At 52.1% G+C, this 18,201-nt stretch carries 17 protein-coding genes, 1 pseudogene and 1 other annotated feature (1 of these 19 cut by a window edge); of the genes and pseudogenes, 7 read left to right on the top strand and 11 right to left on the bottom strand.

Going from position 1 to position 18,201, the window contains the following annotated elements:
* Positions 1–59: 59 nt before the first annotated feature.
* The 4 genes and pseudogenes from MKY74_RS04415 to MKY74_RS04400 form a co-directional block, all read right to left on the bottom strand.
* Positions 60–1,073 (bottom strand): SIS domain-containing protein, encoded by a 1,014-nt coding sequence (locus tag MKY74_RS04415; RefSeq protein ID WP_076172310.1) that lies wholly within the window; start codon positions 1,071–1,073, stop codon positions 60–62.
* 79 nt (positions 1,074–1,152) lie between these two features.
* Complete coding sequence (locus MKY74_RS04410) at positions 1,153–2,523, bottom strand: amino acid permease (protein WP_076172312.1); 1,371 nt, start codon at positions 2,521–2,523, stop codon at positions 1,153–1,155.
* A 25-nt stretch (positions 2,524–2,548) separates the two neighbouring features.
* Positions 2,549–3,366: pseudogene (locus tag MKY74_RS04405) on the bottom strand (TIM barrel protein).
* Positions 3,367–3,563: 197 nt separating this feature from the next.
* Positions 3,564–3,917 (bottom strand): winged helix-turn-helix transcriptional regulator, encoded by a 354-nt coding sequence (locus MKY74_RS04400; RefSeq protein WP_076172314.1) that lies wholly within the window; start codon positions 3,915–3,917, stop codon positions 3,564–3,566.
* Positions 3,918–4,036: 119 nt separating this feature from the next.
* Between MKY74_RS04400 and MKY74_RS04395 the strand changes: the two genes are divergently transcribed.
* From MKY74_RS04395 to MKY74_RS04385, 3 genes are all read left to right on the top strand, one after another.
* Positions 4,037–4,456 (top strand): YybH family protein, encoded by a 420-nt coding sequence (locus tag MKY74_RS04395; protein WP_076172316.1) that lies wholly within the window; start codon positions 4,037–4,039, stop codon positions 4,454–4,456.
* A 111-nt stretch (positions 4,457–4,567) separates the two neighbouring features.
* Positions 4,568–5,641 (top strand): hypothetical protein, encoded by a 1,074-nt coding sequence (locus MKY74_RS04390; protein WP_076172318.1) that lies wholly within the window; start codon positions 4,568–4,570, stop codon positions 5,639–5,641.
* 150 nt (positions 5,642–5,791) lie between these two features.
* Positions 5,792–7,498: an RICIN domain-containing protein gene (locus MKY74_RS04385; protein ID WP_341011705.1), complete on the top strand. Its 1,707-nt coding sequence runs from the start codon at positions 5,792–5,794 to the stop codon at positions 7,496–7,498.
* Positions 7,499–7,615: 117 nt separating this feature from the next.
* Here MKY74_RS04385 and MKY74_RS04380 read toward each other — a convergent pair whose 3' ends face one another.
* Entirely contained in the window at positions 7,616–7,972 is a 357-nt protein-coding gene (locus MKY74_RS04380) for a winged helix-turn-helix transcriptional regulator (RefSeq protein WP_144025448.1), read from the bottom strand.
* A gap of 110 nt (positions 7,973–8,082) precedes the next feature.
* Between MKY74_RS04380 and MKY74_RS04375 the strand changes: the two genes are divergently transcribed.
* Positions 8,083–8,439 (top strand): hypothetical protein, encoded by a 357-nt coding sequence (locus tag MKY74_RS04375; RefSeq protein WP_076172322.1) that lies wholly within the window; start codon positions 8,083–8,085, stop codon positions 8,437–8,439.
* A 283-nt stretch (positions 8,440–8,722) separates the two neighbouring features.
* Positions 8,723–9,106, top strand: a complete 384-nt coding sequence (locus MKY74_RS04370) for a Dabb family protein (RefSeq protein ID WP_076172354.1) — start codon at positions 8,723–8,725, stop codon at positions 9,104–9,106.
* A 161-nt stretch (positions 9,107–9,267) separates the two neighbouring features.
* Here the strand turns inward: MKY74_RS04370 and MKY74_RS04365 are convergent, their stop codons facing one another.
* Positions 9,268–10,407 (bottom strand): 5-methyltetrahydropteroyltriglutamate--homocysteine S-methyltransferase, encoded by a 1,140-nt coding sequence (locus tag MKY74_RS04365; protein WP_076172357.1) that lies wholly within the window; start codon positions 10,405–10,407, stop codon positions 9,268–9,270.
* Between the two features lie 244 nt (positions 10,408–10,651).
* On the opposite strand from MKY74_RS04365, the gene MKY74_RS04360 reads away from it, so the two are divergent.
* Positions 10,652–11,929, top strand: coding sequence for an MFS transporter (locus MKY74_RS04360; RefSeq protein ID WP_076172359.1), 1,278 nt, complete (start codon positions 10,652–10,654; stop codon positions 11,927–11,929).
* A gap of 131 nt (positions 11,930–12,060) precedes the next feature.
* On the opposite strand, the gene MKY74_RS04355 is transcribed toward MKY74_RS04360, so the two are convergent.
* The 4 genes from MKY74_RS04355 to MKY74_RS04340 form a co-directional block, all read right to left on the bottom strand.
* Positions 12,061–12,723: a nitroreductase family protein gene (locus tag MKY74_RS04355; protein WP_076172361.1), complete on the bottom strand. Its 663-nt coding sequence runs from the start codon at positions 12,721–12,723 to the stop codon at positions 12,061–12,063.
* Between the two features lie 136 nt (positions 12,724–12,859).
* Complete coding sequence (locus tag MKY74_RS04350; RefSeq protein ID WP_076172363.1) at positions 12,860–13,261, bottom strand: RrF2 family transcriptional regulator; 402 nt, start codon at positions 13,259–13,261, stop codon at positions 12,860–12,862.
* Positions 13,262–13,642: 381 nt separating this feature from the next.
* Positions 13,643–14,563 carry an alpha/beta hydrolase family protein gene (locus MKY74_RS04345; RefSeq protein WP_076172365.1) on the bottom strand — a complete coding sequence of 307 codons (921 nt, stop codon included), beginning with the start codon at positions 14,561–14,563 and terminating at the stop codon, positions 13,643–13,645.
* A gap of 62 nt (positions 14,564–14,625) precedes the next feature.
* Positions 14,626–15,378 (bottom strand): SDR family oxidoreductase, encoded by a 753-nt coding sequence (locus MKY74_RS04340; protein WP_076172367.1) that lies wholly within the window; start codon positions 15,376–15,378, stop codon positions 14,626–14,628.
* Positions 15,379–15,606: 228 nt separating this feature from the next.
* On the opposite strand from MKY74_RS04340, the gene MKY74_RS04335 reads away from it, so the two are divergent.
* Positions 15,607–16,068 (top strand): MarR family winged helix-turn-helix transcriptional regulator, encoded by a 462-nt coding sequence (locus tag MKY74_RS04335; RefSeq protein ID WP_076172369.1) that lies wholly within the window; start codon positions 15,607–15,609, stop codon positions 16,066–16,068.
* Positions 16,069–16,310: 242 nt separating this feature from the next.
* On the opposite strand, the gene leuA is transcribed toward MKY74_RS04335, so the two are convergent.
* The gene (gene leuA, locus MKY74_RS04330) at positions 16,311–17,981 is read right to left on the bottom strand and encodes a 2-isopropylmalate synthase (RefSeq protein WP_076172371.1); all 1,671 of its coding nucleotides are present in this window, start codon (positions 17,979–17,981) and stop codon (positions 16,311–16,313) included.
* Positions 17,982–18,057: 76 nt separating this feature from the next.
* Positions 18,058–18,201 (bottom strand) — a binding site (T-box leader); it runs 119 nt beyond the window's last position.

The raw sequence follows: 18,201 nt of genomic DNA, 5'->3' as shown, positions 1-18,201 counted from the left end.
TCTCACCTTCCCGTGTAAGGAAGGAGCTCTGCCGGGATAGGCAGCGCTCCCCGTACGTATTAGTATTCCATCTTGCGATAGTATCGTCTCAAAGTCAGCGGATGGTTTCTTTCGCGTTCCAGATAGACGCTGATCCGGCTCAGCAACGCCCAGTTGATACTCACGGCAAAATGCTTCCGGAACTCATCGCTGATCCCTTCCATCGCAAAATCTTTCGTGTCGATCACCGTCAGCCGTTTGGTGACCTTCTCGGCAAATCGTTCCACGCGGTCCGCCAGCGGTCTCGTTTCATCCTCACCCTTCAGCAGAATGACGCTTGTATCTTCTACGACAAGCTCCAGGGTACCGTGGAAAAACTCAGCCGCATGGATGGACTTGGCCGGAATCCACTGCATCTCTTCCAACACGCACATGGCATAGGAATAGGTGTTGCCCCACAGGTTCCCCGAGCCGACCATCATATGGTAGTTCGTATCTTTATGCTCAACGGCAAAGGCCTCGGCCCGCTTATCAAACGCTTTGACGGCATCCAGAATGGCTTGCGGCAGCAGGGCGACTTCCTTGGTGAATTGCTCATAATGAGGGAACTCGTTATTGTTATGCATGAACCGGAATACGACCATGTACAGCAGCATGAAGAACGTATCGAAGGAGTGCTTCTCCGACCCGGTCGTAATGCAGTGATCAACCAGCTTCGTGATCGGCGTGTCCGGCTCAGCCACCAGGGCAAAGGTCGTTGCACCCCGCTCTTTGCAGTACTCGATCGCCTCGATGGTCTCCTTCGTCGTTCCGGATACCGAGGTGAAGATGCACACGGAATCCTTGCTGAAATGCTTGTTGTTCATCACCAGAAATTCAGCGGCGATTTCGGCGTGCACGTCGATCTTGGAGCTCGATTTCAGGATATATTCATACGGATACATCATCGCGATGGTACCGCCCGCGCCGATCATGAAGATGTTGCTGTAGCCTTTGCTGCAGATCCCGTCGACGATGTCCTCAATCTGGCTTCGGTAAGCGAGGCCTTCCTTTTCCACCAATTTTAGAAACAGCTCTTCGTCAAAATTAAACATGTAGCGTTCCCTCCTGTGCTGGAGCGGTTGCCGCCCCTCTATTTGTTATGTCTTGTATTATAATTAGATATTACTAAACTTACAATTCTTTTTTTGCGGGTTGGGCCATCATTGGGGGGCTGCTGTCCTGGTGTCGATGGCGTCCGTATTTCTTTTCCCAATAGTAATAGACAGGCAGGCCGGTGACGATCACGATCAGCGCCGCAATCATCCCCTCGAGCGGAGCCCAGGTGAAGGTCCCCCACGCCAGCCAGGCTGCGCCCAGGATCGCCAGCACCGTTGTAATTCTCCAGAAAGGCATGCGGTAGATCGGCTTGTAGTCCTCTCTTTTCCGGCACTTATAAATCGCAGCAAAGTCCAGGATGTTAATCACCAGCTGAATCAGCGTAAAGTAACCCAGCAGTGCGGTTAAATCGCTGAAAAAGACGAGAATGCAGGCATACGTAACTTGGGCCAGAATCGAGAAGCTCGGCGTTTCGTACTTGGGATGGACTTTTGCAAAGCGCTGAAAGAACAGCCCGTCCTTGGCCATGGCATACTCAAGACGCGGCTGGAACATGATGCACGAGCTTAACGCGCCGAGGATGACGATAATAGCTGTGACCGCCACGAAGGACGAGGCGATGCCAGAGAACCCCGGAATGTAGCTGACCGCATCGGACACGGCGGCGCTGGAGCCCATCAGCTTGTCAAACGGCATTAAACCGGTAATGCAAACAGACAGCAGCGTGTAAAGACCAAGAACGATCAGCACCGAGCTGATGAGTGCCTTCGGCAGCACCTTCCCCGGATTCCGGATTTCCCCTGCCATAAAGCAGATTGACGCCATTCCCGTATACGCCCAGGTTGTGGCCGACACTCCGCCGATCAGGCTGCCGCTGTGCGTTCCCGCCGCAGGCGTATATGAAAAATGATCATAGTTCATATACATCAAGCCCAGCGCGATGACGATGAGGAACGGAATGATCTTGAGCAAAGTAATGATGACTTGAAAGCGGCCGCCCTCCTTTACGCTGCGGTAATGAATGGAGGTAATGAACAAAATAATGGCAATGCCCAGGAGCTTGCCCGCAATCCCGCTAAAGAACGGGAAGAAGCTTGCCAGATAAGTGACGATCGCGAGTGCCATGATCGAGATGGACGGAGGATCGAGCGCCCAGAACGTCGCCCATCCGTACAGGAAGGCAAGCGGCCGCCAACCCGCTTTGTTCAGATACACGTAACCGCTTCCATTTTCCGGATAAGCAGTAGACAGCTCGGCCAGCACCATAACCTGCGGGATGGCAATAACGCCGCCGATAATCCAGGCCAGGATAGACATGGAAGGCAGACCCGCAGCCCTTGCCACATCCCCGGTCGAGACGAAGATTCCGGAGCCGATCGTTGTTCCCACCGCTAAGGCCAAGGCTGACCAGAAGCCCAGCTTTCTTGTAAGTGTGCCATTACTCATCGTGAGTTCCTCCCAATCCGAATGATCAGATGCCCAGTTCCCTAATTTTTTGAATGGATTGCTTAACCGTCTCGTGCGGGTGTTGATAATAACGGTGTCCCATAATCTCCAGCGTGCAGGTCCCTTGGTAGCCCTGGCTTTGAAGGTCGGTGACATACCTTCTCCAATCCAGAGTCCCGTCGTCCAGAGCCAGATGCGCATCCGAAGTTCCGTCGCCGTCGATCAGATGAAAATGACACAGATCCGGCAGTACGGAGAAATAATCCTCCGGCGTTTCGCCGGCCAGATGCATGGCTACCGAGTCGATCATTCCCTGAAGCGCCGGGGACCTTATCTCATCCAGCAATTTCCGGATTCCCTTGACGTCCGTCATCAAGTTCGACTCGAAGCGGGTCAAGGGCTCCAAAGCAAGCGTTACGCCTTCCTGCTCCGCCACCCGGGCCAGCCTGCCGATCGAATCGGCCGCGTACGTCCATGACTGGTCCTCAGACAGATGGAAGTCTCCGATCCCTGAGGTGACCAGCATCATGCTGCAGTCCAATTCCAACGCGGCGTACATATTTCGATAAAATAGTCTACGCTCTTCTGCCGCAGATCCGGATCGGATGCCGCCAGATTGTAAGGGTACACGCACTGTTCCGGCGTATAGCAGACCACCTTCATCTGCCTGGAGCGCAGTTCCTGACGGATGCGCCTTACTTGGCTGAGGCCGCCCCGATACACATAGAAATGCGGCTCACCTGCCCACAGCTCGATGCGATCCACCCCGAGCTCCGTCATGGAATCGAGAAAGTGTTCAAAAGGAAAATGCCTGTACGTAATATTCATGCCTGCAAGATCCATCGCTTCACCTCCAAAATGATAGCGCTTTTAATTGTTATGTCTTGTATTATAATTAAGTAATACATAATGTCAACCCATTCGTTTAAAATAAAAAAATCCCGCTGTGGCACACGCCCTAGAAAGGGGGTGCTGCGGGATATTTAGAGAAAAGACTATAGCCTTAGCGGTATTCATAACTTACATCGACATGACTCGACTCAGTTTGGCGGATCAGCAGCCGCCTCCTGTTTTTGCTGTGAAATATAGTGCTCTCCCACTTTCATGATCTGCTCCAAAATGGGCTCCAAACGCTGGCCAAACTCCGTCAACGAATATTCAACTTTTGGCGGCACGGTCAAAAATGCATATCGCTGTACGATACCGCCTTCTTCCAACTCCCGCAGCTGCGTCGTCAGCACATGCCTGGATACGCCGGGAATTCGCCGGTGGAGCTCGCCGAAACGGCACGTTTGCTGAAGCAGCTCGTAGATAATCTTCGGTTTCCATTTCCCGTTGATCAGCTGCAGTCCCACATCTACCGGACAACCAAATGTTCCATCCTGATAAGGCATCTTTTCCTCCTGCTGGTCAGGTTTTTATGACTACGTCATCTATTTCTGCGTACTTCAATACCGGTGAAGGATCGTATAAGCTACCTGTATATTTCCATTATACGAAAAGAGGCGATCTTATGAAGCCACCATTGAACTTCAATCCGGTCATGCGGCCTGAGGATATGAATGCTGCTTTTGCCGAGGCCTTCAACTCCGGCGATATCAACGTGCTGCTTTCGCTATACGAACCAAACAGCATTTTGATGAACCCAGCCGGTGGGCTTGACCAAGGAATCGAAAAAATCCGCGGAACGCTCGAGGATCTGCTGCAGCTGCATGGCCGCATGGCATCCAGGAACATTTACTGCATCCCATTCGAAAATATCGCTTTGCTGCGTGCCCATTTCATCCTTCATACACAGGATGGGAACGGCAATCCGGCTCAGGTGGAAGGACATACGTCCGAAGTGATAAGACGGCAAACCGACGGAAGCTGGCGGTATATCGTAGACCACCCTTCAGGCTCCGAAATTTTGGAACGAATACGTTCATGCTGAGGATTTTCGCAGGAGGTTATGCCCGCTTCATGTCGAAAACCTCTAAAGCAGCGTGTTAGCGGCGAGCAAGCGCATGCAAGCAGAATGATTAAGGAACCGAGGAACAAACATATGACACTTCAATCGCTATTTAACGAATATTTGAACATCAAATTCAATAGAGGATTCGAGCTTGAACAAACGGAAGGCTTTGTATACGGCCTTTTCGAGGATGGCAGCGCCGAATTATTTTTTGCCGATCATGATGACGAACCGTTTGTGGAATGGGCAGACGCATTACAGCCGAAAGATCCCCGGTACACGGCTAACCCCGACTGGAGCCCGCTGCTCTCGGGTTACTTTCCGGACCTCGATGTCTACGATGAGCAGATCCTCTATTTTCTCCTGTATACGATCAATTCGACGACGTCCATTGCAAGGCCCCATCCTTACCGTGCAATGAATGATTTCATGAAACATTACTGCTTTTTTCAATTGGGACAGTTGACAGATGCGGCCCGGTTGAATGATGTGCAGAAAGAGCAGCTAAGGGACTTTTTCTTCTTTTTCTACCTTTATGCCCACCCGGTTAACGAGGAAACCCTGTACGGCTTTTCTTTCCGCGGCCGGGATTTGGTTCATACGAAAACAGGTATCCGCGTAGAGCACTATTTTTCCTTATACCACGATTACTACTGCGACAAGCACGATGAGTATAAGGATCGATGGCTAATCACTCCTCACGAAATTCAGGCCGGTAAACACCTCACGCTGGAGCTGCTAAGATCGATTGAGGGTAAATCATCCAGGCTGCTTATGCCTTCAGAAGAAGGGTTTGAGACCGTACTGCGGCTGATCAATGACGTGGATGAGCTGCTCCGGATGCACTCGGAACATCAAACAACATTTTTCGATTTGCTGCGAGACGCTCTTTTGGATGCCGGAACCAACCCGTATCGAGAATACGGCTTCCGCATGCTGCTTCAGAATTATGTCTGTTATATCCTTTATTTTCAGTTTAATGACATTCATGATTTGGTCGATCATCTCAAGGACACCCCGTTAGCGTGCGGAAAAATCGTCAACATGCTCTTTGCGGACGCCATTTTTATTCAGAAAATCATGCGGCAGCGCCGGATCGATATCGCGGAGTACCAGGACGTAACCGGATTTTTTGGAGAAGAAACCCGGGAGATGTATTTGTAAGGGAATTCCTTTTTCATTAAAAATTACCCATATTTTGACAGGTTGTCTTCTTTCTTCCTCTGGAATACACTCTTTTTTGAAAACGCATTCATAGAATCATGCCCCGTGATTTCGTACCGTCATTGATTTTACGTAAATCAAAAAAAGGAGATGTATCGTGTGAAGAAAATGAGATGGACCATCAAGTTACTGCTAGCCCTATTGCTCGTAGTCCCGACGCTCATGAACAGCCACCCCGCGGATGCCTGGAACGGAATGCCCATGTCCAAGCTCCATGTGAGCGGCAACCAGCTGGTGAACAGCAGCGGGCAGCCCGTCCTGCTAAGCGGTTGGCATCAGCCCTCGGGCTCCTATTGGACCTACCAGTCCAGCAGCTACTATCTGGACCGGAACGGAGGGAACCGGCATGCGGCAATTCTGGACTATTTGAAGGATATCACCGATACCTTTACCGGTACCTCGGCCAAGTACGGCAGCAGCCACGGCTGGTATATGAATCAGGTTCGGCTGTTTATCGACCGGGAGGATATGGGCGACGTAGCCGCCGGGACGTATAATTTTGCCGGTTTGCAGAGCGTTACGCAGGACGTCATCATTCCGTATATTGCCTATGCCAAGACAAAGGGCCTGTATGTCACGCTGGGTCTCGATTTTACCCTTTCAAACAACCAGGCAACCACCCCATCCAATCTGAACAAGTTCAACGAAATCTGGGGTTACCTTGCCTCCCAACCGGCGATCAAGAGCGCGGACAACGTGATGTTCGAACTGATCAATGAACCGGTCCTGTCCGATGTCAACGGGCAATGGGGCGGAAATCCCTCTCAACCCAATTTCGCTGACTACTGGAACTCCCTTAAAAAATTTCAAAACTCCCTCATATCCACAATACGCAGTAAAGGTGCTGACAACGTGATATGGGCCGCGGGGCTTGGCTGGGATCAATACTACCAGCTCTGTGCATCCAGTCCGCTGACGGATCCCTTGAACAATGTCGGGTATTCCGTTCACTGGTACCCAGGGTACGGTGCCCATGACGATTATGCGACTCTGCAGCAGCAGTGGGATACGAATATTAAGCCCTGCGCCGATCAATATCCCATCAACATTACAGAGACCACCTGGTTCAAGACACAGCCCGGCGATTCCTCTTATTGGGAGCTGTTCAACGGGTCTAATGAAGGTTTCGGCAAAAACACGAAGGCTATTTTCACAGCGGCTGGCAATGTCAGCATGACTGCGCATATGAACGGATTTTTGCTGGAGCCCGGCACAAGAAGTTCTTTCGCCGATCCGACCGCAGGCCTCAAATATGACGGCAATACCGCACGGGACGGCATGGCCCGCTTCCTCTTCGAATGGTATTACGAACGCGCGCAGTTGAACCCTTGGAACGGTATATGGAACGGAGTCCTGTCCGGCTCGACGTATAAGATCGTGAACCGCGCATCGGGTAAAGCAATTGACGTGCCGGGCGGTCAGAATACCAACGGGCTGCAGCTTCAGCAGTGGTCAGACAACAATGCAACAGCCCAGCAATGGGTGGCTGATGATCTGGGGACTTACAACAACGTGTACAGGCTGCGAAGCGTCAGCTCGGCCGACCAAAAAGTCATGGATATCCGAAACGGAACGAAGAACAACGGCGAAGCAGTCCAACTCATGCAGGACTTGGGAAATACCGCACAGCAGTTCAGATTGATCAAACTGAGCAATGGGTACTGGAGCATCCTCAATGTGAACAGCAACAAGGCCGTCGAAGTTGCCGGATCCTCCTCAGCGGATGGAGCGAAGCTTCAGCAAAATCTCTACCGGGGCGATCTGAACCAGCAATGGCAGCTGGTGAAAATCAATTAGTGCCTGATACCGAATATCGTGATGGTGTTTCACTAAAAAACGAGCGCGAGCCTTCATAGGCCCAACGCTCGTTTTTTAGATCCCCGGGACGCTGAGTCATCTGGGGCAATCTTCTCCTCATTCCGAACAGGAACACCTCCAATCACGCAAATTCATATACTTCTCGCCCCACTCATCCAATTGATCCAATATCAATTTCAGCGACTTTCCCAGCTCGCTCAGTTCGTAGACTACTTTCGGTGGAACCTGATTGTAAGACGTTCTCGTTACGATGCCGTCTTCCTCCAGCTCCTTGAGCTGCTGGATCAGCATTTTTTGCGTAATCTCGGGAATTGCCTTTTTTAATTCGCTCGTTCTTTGCGGTCCGTCCCCACAGTTCAAATGGCATAAAATCAATAGCTTCCATTTTCCCCCGATCACTTGAAGCGTCGCCTCTGCGGGGATGTTAAACGTCCGTGTGGTCTGCATTTCCATGGGATTATCACCCTCCTGTCGATTCCGATGAACGATTATGGCCAGCAGTGCCGTGTCCAAGCTCATCCTCTATGAATACGTTGTAGGAATTTCATTAGAGAGGTGAGAGCATGATTCAACTAAGCGGGATCGTAGGCGGAAAAACGCCGGTCAAAGTAGGGCCGCGGAAAACACTGCTGCTGCAGCAAATCGTCATTCGGGTGAAAAAGGGAAGGAAATTGGTATTAAATAACCTTAATTTTTTGTTCAATAATGAAGCCTTTGCGATTAAAATCGAGGCCCAGCCGTCTCCGGGAAAGTTTGTTGCCCGAGGCGGTGCCGGGGATTTAACGCCAAACAAAGTGTTATTTAACAACAACACCGGCGAAGATCAAATCATTTTCCTCTTGGTCAGCGCCGTGAATACTTCGAGAACCTCCACGGAGCTCAGCCGCTCGGACAGCTGGCGTATGACTCTCAAGCGGTGATTATTCAGGTTGCGGGGGAGAGACGAAGTACCGTATCAAAAGACAGAATTTAGCTCTTTTCGGCAATTAGCCGGAAGGGGCTTTTACTTGTTTCAAGAGGTTTCCCTCTTAGATACGCGCTTCAAGTTATTTTAACTTTAATTAAGTAAGCTGATCCATAATAGATGACTATATCCAAGTGAGTTGACTTCTTACATTCGGTAAGTGACCTTGATACAATATCGTTGAGGCATCAATGGAAATCCAGGGGTGTTCTAATTAGACGATATTCGGAGGGACGGAGATGATCACAAGCATTTTGCGGTTTCAATTCAAAGATGGCGTCAATGAAGCGGAAATACAGAGGGTCCTTTCGATTATCGAGCGTACAGCCAAGGCGGAATCAGTCGCGTTTTATTCCCTTGGGCGCTATTTCGGTGATCCTCAGGAGGGATTCACGCATGCATATTGTGTCAGCATCCCTGACTTGGCGTCGCTCGACCGGTATTTTCGTGAGCCTGCCCATCGCGAAGGGGATTTTCAGTTCATCCCTTTATTATCCAAACTGTCCCAAATGACGGTGTTGAATGATCCGGACCCAGATATTTTGGCAAAAATCGCCGCTTGCCGGAACGCTGCGGTTGACCCGGAATGGATGGCGTTGTTTGACCGGATCGGCCTAACATGACCATTCCTTACAGCCTCCCGGCTTTCTTTAGTATCAGTTCTATACACGCGGACTCGAGGCAGCAACCGCCTCATTTCGTGAAGTACTTAGAGAGCATCCTTAGCCGTACGGATCATCATCCATACGGCTATATTGGTGCTTATTCTATTTCGATATATGAGTTACTTCCAAATCTCTTCCGCGATTTCTTTAATGAAAGCAAGCTTGCGCCATTGCTGCTCCTCGGTCAGGTGGTTGCCTTCTTCCGTAGAGGCGAAGCCGCATTGCGGGCTCAGGCAAATCCGGTTCAGGTCGACGTACTGTGTCGCTTCCTCGATCCGTTTCAGGATGTCCTCTTTATTTTCCAGCTCACCGAATTTAGAAGAGAACAGGCCCAGCACGACCTGCTGATTGTCCTTCAGGAAGCGCAGCGGCTTGAAATCGCCTGCCCGCTCGGTATCGAACTCCAGATAGTAGCCGGAGTAGTTATCGATACCCAGGAGCGTTTGCGCGATCGGCTCGTAGCCTCCTCCAACTCCGGCGTAAGTCGATACATAATTACCGCGGCATACATGCGTGGTGACGACGAGGTCATCCGGAAGACCGGATACCACTTCCTCATTCAATCTTGCAAATTCATTCGCATATTCTGCCACGTTGACGCCGGCCTGCTTCATAAACGCCATAAACTGTTCGTCGCAAAGCGCTCCCCACGTGCAATCGTCGATTTGGAGGCTGCGGCAGCCGGCTTCATAGAGTGCAAGGATCGCTGCTTTGTAGGCTTTGGCAATATCCGTAACAAGCTCTTCCCGATTCGGATAGATGGCTTGCGTGCTCTCCTGATTTTCTGCCCTGTCCAGCTCGAACAGGAACTGCGCGGCCGCAGGAATGGATTGACGCGCAACGACATCTTCGCCAGCAACCTCTTTTAAAAACGCATAATGCGATACAAACGGATGGCTGCTGTAACCCACTTTACCAGTCAGGCGGGCGGTTTCGGGTCTGGACTGTGCACCGTTAAATTGGTAGCCTTGATCAACAATGGTCCGCTCTACACCATCCAAACCCCAGAAGAAGTCCAGATGCCACCAAGAACGGCGGAATTCGCCGTCGGTGACCGCTTGAAGCCCTACTTCTTTTTGCTTCTGCACGAGCTTGATGATCTCGGCGCTCTCTACTTCTCTCAGCTGCTCAGCGGTGATTTCACCGTTCTGGAATTGGGCTCTGGCTTCTTTCAACGCTTGGGGGCGCAAAAAGCTGCCGACGATATCATATCGAAACGGAGTAACGGTTCGTTTTGTAGGTTTGGTTTGTGTGCTCATCGGCTAATCTCCTCGGAAAATAATATTAAAATCACTATAGCATAACCCCTTGGGTATAACGTTCTACTAAAAGGTTATAGCCTGTTATAGCTATTAACTATAGCTGATTTTCTTTTTACAGGATGCCTCTGTGCTTGCCCTATTAGGTGTTTTTCTTCATTGTAAAAAACTTCAAGTTCCCGTATTCTTAATCTTGTTACAAGCTTTTTGCATCATGCACGTAGGAACGGAGACTTTGACCGCCATGAAATCATCCTTCTTAACCCGGCCTTTCTATTTCCTGTGGACCACCCAGACGGCGGCAAACGCCGCGGATGTGCTCTACATTATGGCGCTTACGGTGCTGGTATTAAACCAGACCGAATCACTCATATCGGCGGCGTTTATGCCGCTGATGCGCAGCGGCGCCCAAATGCTGAGCGGCCTGATCGCGCCGCTGCTGTTGAACCGCTTCAAACTTCCATCCCTGCTGCTCCTCTCGCAGACGGGCCAGTTTCTGCTGTTCGTAGGCTTGGCCGTTTACCTGCAGCTTACCGGAAAGGACGCTGTGTTTGTTCTGGTGTTTGCGCTGGTCTTCGCCATGTCTTTCCTGGACGGGTGGACGGTTCCCGCCCGCAACGCGCTTGTTCCGCGGCTCGTCGCACATGAGCAGGGCCTGCTCAAGGCCAACAGCTTGATCAGCGTCAGCGATCAGGTGGTACAGTTTGCCGGCTGGGGGCTCAGCGGCGTTATTGTCGCCTTGCTTGGACCCAGTCCAACACTGTTGGTGACGGCCGTCGTCTACGGGCTGGCAGCGGCTTTTACACTAGGCGTCAAGGAGCCGGCGGAAGCCCATCTTGAACAGCAGCCGACCGACGCAGCGCCTGACGACAGCTTAGCAGCGGCTCCAGCTTCCAGATGGCACACCTTGACCGAGGGCTGGAAAATCATCTGGCAAATGCCGCGCCTGCGGCTGCTGACCTTCATGGACATCATCGAAATGCTGGGCGGTTCGGTATGGGTCGGCGCTTTTACGCTGGCCTTCGTTCAGACTGCGCTTGGCCAAGGCGAAGAGTGGTGGGGCTTCATTAATGCGGCTTATTTTGCGGGGACAGTCGGCGGCGGACTGCTGGTTCTGGCCATTTCACGTGCCATCGGCAGCAGCCTTCTGGCCGCCATGCTGATCGGCATGGCGGGGTATGGCATCCTCACCGCCATATACGCCCTCAACACCCAGCCCCTTATCGCGCTCATTCTCGTCCTGCTGATGGGCCCATTCGCTGAGCTTTCGGTGATCAACCGCCGCACCTTGATTCAGCGCAGCGTTGACAAAGGGGTGCTGCCGAAAGTGCTGTCCGCCCAAGCCTCCTTGCTGAATCTGGTGTTCTGTATTTCGCTGCTTGTGATGGCTGCCCTTGCCGAATGGCTCGGCATTGTGAACCTATACTTGTTAGCAGCAGTCCTAACCTTGCTGGCGCTGGGAGTCGGCCTGATCGGCCGTCAGGCTTTCCGTAACGAATCTGCTCCCGGCGCACGAATGTAAATTCCGCTAAAAAACCACTCCATGATCTGGAGTGGTTTCTGTCTTTTATATGCTGATGGAACGGTATCGTCCAAACCGCTGAGATACAGTTCATATCCTCGGGTGTTTTTTTCATGCTTGAATGATGATTATTATTCCTTAGGCATTTCGTTGAAGAAAGCGACATCCTCCATCGGCAGTCTTAATGTCGGGTGTCCGGGATTTGCCGCCTTGCCGATGGCGATAAGCATAATAGGAGCGTATCTCTCTGGAATATCGAACGCTTCTGCAAATTTAGCATGATCAAAGCCGCCCATCGGAACTGTATCATATCCTTTGGCACGGGCGACAAGCATAAGCTGCATGGATACCAATCCACCGTCAATAGATATTTTCTGGAGAACAGTCTCTGAAGGCATGCTCGCGAACATCGTTTGATAGCGTTCCACAAAGGATTGAGCAGTGTCTGCAGGCATGTAACCCGCATCAACCGCCATTCCGTAAATCTTCTCGGCCAGTTTATAGCCCTCCAGATCTCCGAGTACCGCAATGACAGCCGAAGCTTCGATCACTTGCTGCTGATTGAAGGCAATCGGATACAGTTTTTGCTTCAGCTCCTGCGAGTCGATGACGAGGAATCGCCACGGCTGCAGATTGGCGGCTGAAGGAGCCAGCGCAGCTTGCTGCAGGATTTCGTTCATTTCCTCCCGCGAAATTTTCACTTCGGGATCATAGCTGCGGACGGACCGCCGTTCCTGAATAACGTTGAAAAATGGCTGCTGCTCCACGGTTTGTGACAATTGTGAAACGGACATGTTTCTCTCCTCCTCGTAATTACTGTGCTCAGTACAGGCACAGTATATCTTAAAATAAAATGCAGTCGGGCCACCAACTGCAACTTACATGAACACAGTATATAACGTTTCGGCTCACATTGCAATCCGGTAATTATTATTGCATCAAATCGGCTAACGTATGCTGCTTGAGCAATTCGATCGTCTGATTCTGCACTTCTCCCATAATCGCTTCAAGCTTTTGTTGGCCCGAAGCGCATTGCTCCTGAACCTCTTGTTCGCAGCAATCCGATTTTACAGCCAAATATATATCCGCCAACGTAATTTGATCCGGACGGCGCTTTAGATAGTAGCCCCCGTTCCGTCCTTCTCTCGCTTCGACCATTCCGCTATGCGTGAGCTGCGCCAATACTCTGCGGAGGAATGTGGCATGTGATTGGACATCGCAGGCTATGGCCGCGCTGGAAAGCATTCCTTCGCATTTGGCAAGCAAGATCAGGGCATGTACGGCAGTGGCGAAACGCGGCGGACCAATCTGGACGCTCCGGTTAGATATCATTTAAATCCCTCCTGTTTACAGTGTATCGCAATCTCACAACATGTGTCTGTATCAGCAATACTTTCTTTTATCATATCAGTTCTTTCCTCAAACATAAAACTCGCGATGAACGGAGTGGATGTTTGCGGGATAAAGCAGGCGTCATGTTGATGTGTTTAGGTATCCCATTGTTGGTGCTCCCCCAAACTTTTGGTTTGTGGCAAGCTTCACGACCCCGCCTATAACGGCAAGTTTAAAGGCCATCCTTTTTAGGGATGGCCGTTGTTATATCGCTTGTTTGACTATCGTCCTGGAAAGTTGTCCCGTCACCGAACTTCAAATGGATGCTCGCGGCCGGTGGGGGCTTCATATGACTCTCAGGCCGGCACGCCCATCAAGCCCTTACTTCGACTCGATACGGCCCAGCGGGTTGGCCCCTTCTTCCAGAATCGTGCAGGCTGCCGCCCAGCTGGAATCTTCGATGCCAAGCACGCTGCGCAGATAAGCCCAAGTGACCCGCTGGAGCAGGGCGACCCGTTCGGGGTTCTCGTCCGTCGTCTCCGTGACGTTGTACCCGGGAATTCCGCCCAGCGAGTGCTCTCCCCCGAAAAGAGTGAGCAAACTCTTGCTGCCCGGGCTCAGGAAGTACGGATCGGCGAACCAGTCCGGGCCCCGTGTGGACAGCCGGGACTGATCCTGGTCCCCCGCGACCACGAGGGTCGGCGTATTCATGTCCGCGAAGCTCGGATTCATGAAGGGGAAGTGCTCGGCCGCGAATGGGCTTAAGTCGGCTCCGCCCTTGCCCGTCGTGGCAAGCAGCAATCCCGCCTGAATCCGCGGGTCGGACATGTCCTCACCCGGCTTACCGTCGGCATCAAGGACACGGGCGCCGAGCAGCGTGCTCACCGTCTGGCCTCCCCAGGAGTGTCCGGCTGCGGCAATGCGGCTCCGATTGAGGCGTCCGCTGAGACCAGGCACAGAAGCCTCAATCAGGTCAAGCTGGTCGAGGATGTGCTTCAGGTCATCGACCCGAATGCGCCAGATCAGCGGTGTTCGGGAATCTTCAGGTGGAAGATTCAGCGTTCTCGAGTCAAGGTGGGTAGGTTGAATAACCACGAAGCCGTGTGCGGCCCAGAAGTCCACCAAGGGAGCATAGCCGTCCATCGACGAGCCAAAGCCATGGGAGAAAACAATGATGGGCAGATCATGCCCCGTTGCGGGCGCAGACACCCGCACTTGCAGATCCTCACCCCGTTCCGGCGCGGGCAGCACTACCGGTTTTACCGAGATGATCGGAGTAGATGTATTAACGTTGATTTCCATAATTAAAGTTCCTTTCGTTGAGAGAGATTAGGGGTGGTTGATATCAACCACTAGAAGCTGCATTACCACGGGAGTGGGCCGTCCTCGTTCGAAAACGTGCCTGTCGGACCGTTCTCATCGAGGAGCGCCATTCGCACGGGTTCGCGTGCCCCCTGTTCGACGGTGCGCGTGCCCGCGAAGTTGTTGAGGTCCGTCCCGGTAAAGCCCGGGCATGCTGCGTTGACCTTGATGCCCGCCGACTCGAGTTCGATGGCGAAAGCAAGCGTCACGGCGTTGAGGGCGGTCTTCGACGGGCTGTATACGGCACCGAACATCGGACGATGCGGATTGGCCGGGTCGGCGTTGAGCGTCAACGACCCCGCTTCGCTGGATACGTTGACGATGCGTGCCGCCGGCGCCTCACGCAGAAGCGGCAGCATCGCTTGGGTGACCGCGATAACGCCAAACACGTTCGTCTCGAACACCGAGCGCACCTCGTCAAGAGAAGCGACGCTGGGCCGGCACGATTCCGCGATCTCCTCGAGCGGCCGGTCCGGATTGCCCGCATGCGAGATGCCCGCATTGTTAACGAGCACGTCGAGTCGGCCGAGCTCTCGGCGGATATGCTCTGCCGCGGCGTCGACGGAGGCCTGATTCGTGACGTCGAGCTGGAGGGCGCGTGCGTCTGCTCCTATACTTTTTGCTGCCTCCTCCCCATTCTTAAGGCTGCGCGACCCGACGAGTACGGTGAAGCCGTGTGCAGCGAGATCTTTGGCAATTTGATGGCCGATTCCTTTGTTGGCCCCGGTAACCAGGGCGACGGGTTTATCCTGCATCTAAAAAAATCTCCTTTCGTGCATTGAAGTATGGTATTTGTAAATGCTCCAGGCTGATGCGCCAACTTCGTATCCAGAATGGACCATCGGGTTGATACGTCAACCTAATGGGTAAAAAACTCGGTTGCATCTCAACCTATCATGTGCGATCACATTTGGTTGATGCGTCAACCTGGTATCTACTGTAACATGTTGTGGTTGATGCGTCAACCATGATATGATGTTTCTATGGATAAGAACGAGCTGAATGAAGAAGAAATGCGAATATGGCATATGTGGAAGGGCTCCTTCCAGACCATCTTCGGCCGCGTCATCAAGGAAATATCCGAGCAGACCGGGCTATCGGAAGGTGATTATGGTGTTTTGGACCGGTTAGACCTGTTTGGGGACGGCAGCCTTCGCCAGCAGGAATTAGCCGACTCGATGGACTGGGATAAGAGCCGATTGTCACATCATTTGACGCGGATGGAGAAACGTGGACTCGTGAGGAGGAAGCCGCTGAACACGGATCGTGGCGTTCAAGTCATCATCACTCCCGCCGGCAAATCCGTGCTGGAAGATGCCCGTCCTATCGCCTCCAGGGCCATACGCAGGCATTTCTTTGATCAATTAACCGAGCAAGACATCGAGTCGATTACTAGGCTGGCGGAGAAGACAAGGTCTTCGTCTGGTAAAACCCCGCCGCCCTGACCACGTTTGTTAATGCTATTCGTGAAACAGATGACTACATCGATCAGTAAAGAACGTGCCCATCACCCAAACGGTGAAGGGGCCTTCTACTTTCTGTAAGTCCTGACCCCTCTCTAAGGTGTCTATAGGCGAATAAACAAAAAAGGAGCTGCCCGCGGCAGCTCCTTTTCTTATGTGGGAGAGTACTCCCATCCTCTTTAGGTGGGAATGAAACGATCGAATTTCCTTCTAGCTGGAACCGATCAGTTATTGGTATTGCGGCTAAACTGATTCACGGCACTAAAGAGCGCTTTTACCGACGACGTCATAATATCAACGTCAATGCCGCATCCCCAATATACACTGCCGTTGGAAGCCGTGATCCCGATGTAAGACACCGCTTGGGATTTCGAGCCTATTTCCAGAGCATGCTCCGTATAGACCAGATCGGAATAATCCAGCCCAAGCTCAGTTTGCAGCGCATTGCTGATCGCATCGAGTCTGCCGTTTCCGTTGCCGGCGATTTCCTTGACTTCGTTGCCGGTACGAATCGTGACGATCGTTTGGAAGTCTTCGTTGTCCGTCATGCGGTATTTCACAAACTCGACAGGCGTTTGGATATTCACGTATTCCTTCAAGAAAATAGCGTAGATCTCCTCAGGCATCAGTTCCTTCTGCTGCTGATCCGATACGTTTTTAACGAAGTATCCGAAGTTTTCGCGCATTTTCGCCGGGAGGTCAAGTCCGTACTTCAGCTGCAGCACGTATCCGATTCCGCCTTTGCCGGACTGGCTGTTGATGCGGATAATGTCGCCTTCGTATTCCCTGCCGATGTCCATCGGATCAATCAGCAGATAAGGGACTGACCAATGCTGCGGATCCTTTTCCTCGCGCCATTTCATTCCTTTGGCAATGGCATCCTGATGCGAACCAGAGAACGCGGTGAATACCAGCTCGCCTCCGTAAGGATGTCTTTCGCCCACTCTCATTTTGGTCAGCCGTTCGTACACGGAAGCAATCGCCGGAATGTTCTCAAAATTCAGCTTCGGATCGACTCCGTGAGAGTACATGTTGAGCGCCAGCGTCACAATGTCCACGTTCCCCGTCCGTTCCCCGTTTCCGAACAATGTGCCTTCGACGCGCTGAGCTCCGGCCAGCATGCCGAGCTCGGCGTCCGCCACGCCCGTGCCTCTGTCATTATGCGGATGAACCGACAGAATGACATGTTCCCGGAAGTTCAGATGCTCGCTCATATACTCGATCTGGCTGGCGTAGACGTGAGGCATCGACATGGATACCGTAGCCGGAAGATTGATAATGACCGTATTCTCTGCGGTCGGCTGCCATACATCAAGCACACTGTTGCAGATGTCCAGCGCAAACTCGATCTCCGTGCCGGTAAAGCTCTCCGGCGAATATTGGAACTGGAAGTTCCCTTCCGTCTCCTGCGCGCACTCCTTCAGCAGCTTGGCGCCGCTCACAGCGATATCAATAATCTCTTCCTTGGATTTGCGGAATACCTGCTCCCGCTGCGCCACGGAGGTGGAGTTGTACAGATGGACGACGGCTTTTTTCGCGCCCTTCAGCGATTCGAACGTTTTGCGGATGATGTGCTCTCTCGACTGGGTCAGCACCTGGATCGTCACGTCGTCCGGGATCAAATCCTGCTCGATCAATGTGCGCAAAAAGGCAAATTCCGTTTCCGAAGCTGCAGGAAATCCGACCTCGATCTCCTTGAATCCGATTTCTACAAGCAGCTTGAAGTATTCCAGCTTCTCCTCCAGATTCATCGGAACGATCAACGCCTGATTGCCGTCACGAAGGTCAACGCTGCACCAAATCGGCGCCTCCGTAATATATTCCTTCCGGGTCCAGTTCAGGCTGGTCTCCGGCGGCATAAAATATCCTCTGTCGTATTTGTTTACATTTTTCATGGATACCCTTCCTTTCGTCGATTCCTATGCTAATCTGCCAAAGATCGGAGGCGCAAAAAAAGCCTTTCATCTCCATTACAGAGACGAAAGACTTTAACATCTTACGCGGTACCACTCCGAATTCATGCCAACGCCGGCATGCACTCTACGGATACGGTTTGCATACACAGACAAACCTGGATCCTCCTGATGATAACGGTCAGGCTCCGGCTCCACCTAC

The organism is Paenibacillus sp. FSL R5-0378 (assembly GCF_038009285.1).
GTDB classification, from domain to species: domain Bacteria; phylum Bacillota; class Bacilli; order Paenibacillales; family Paenibacillaceae; genus Paenibacillus_AQ; species Paenibacillus_AQ favisporus.
This window is presented reverse-complemented; position numbering and strand designations above follow the sequence as displayed.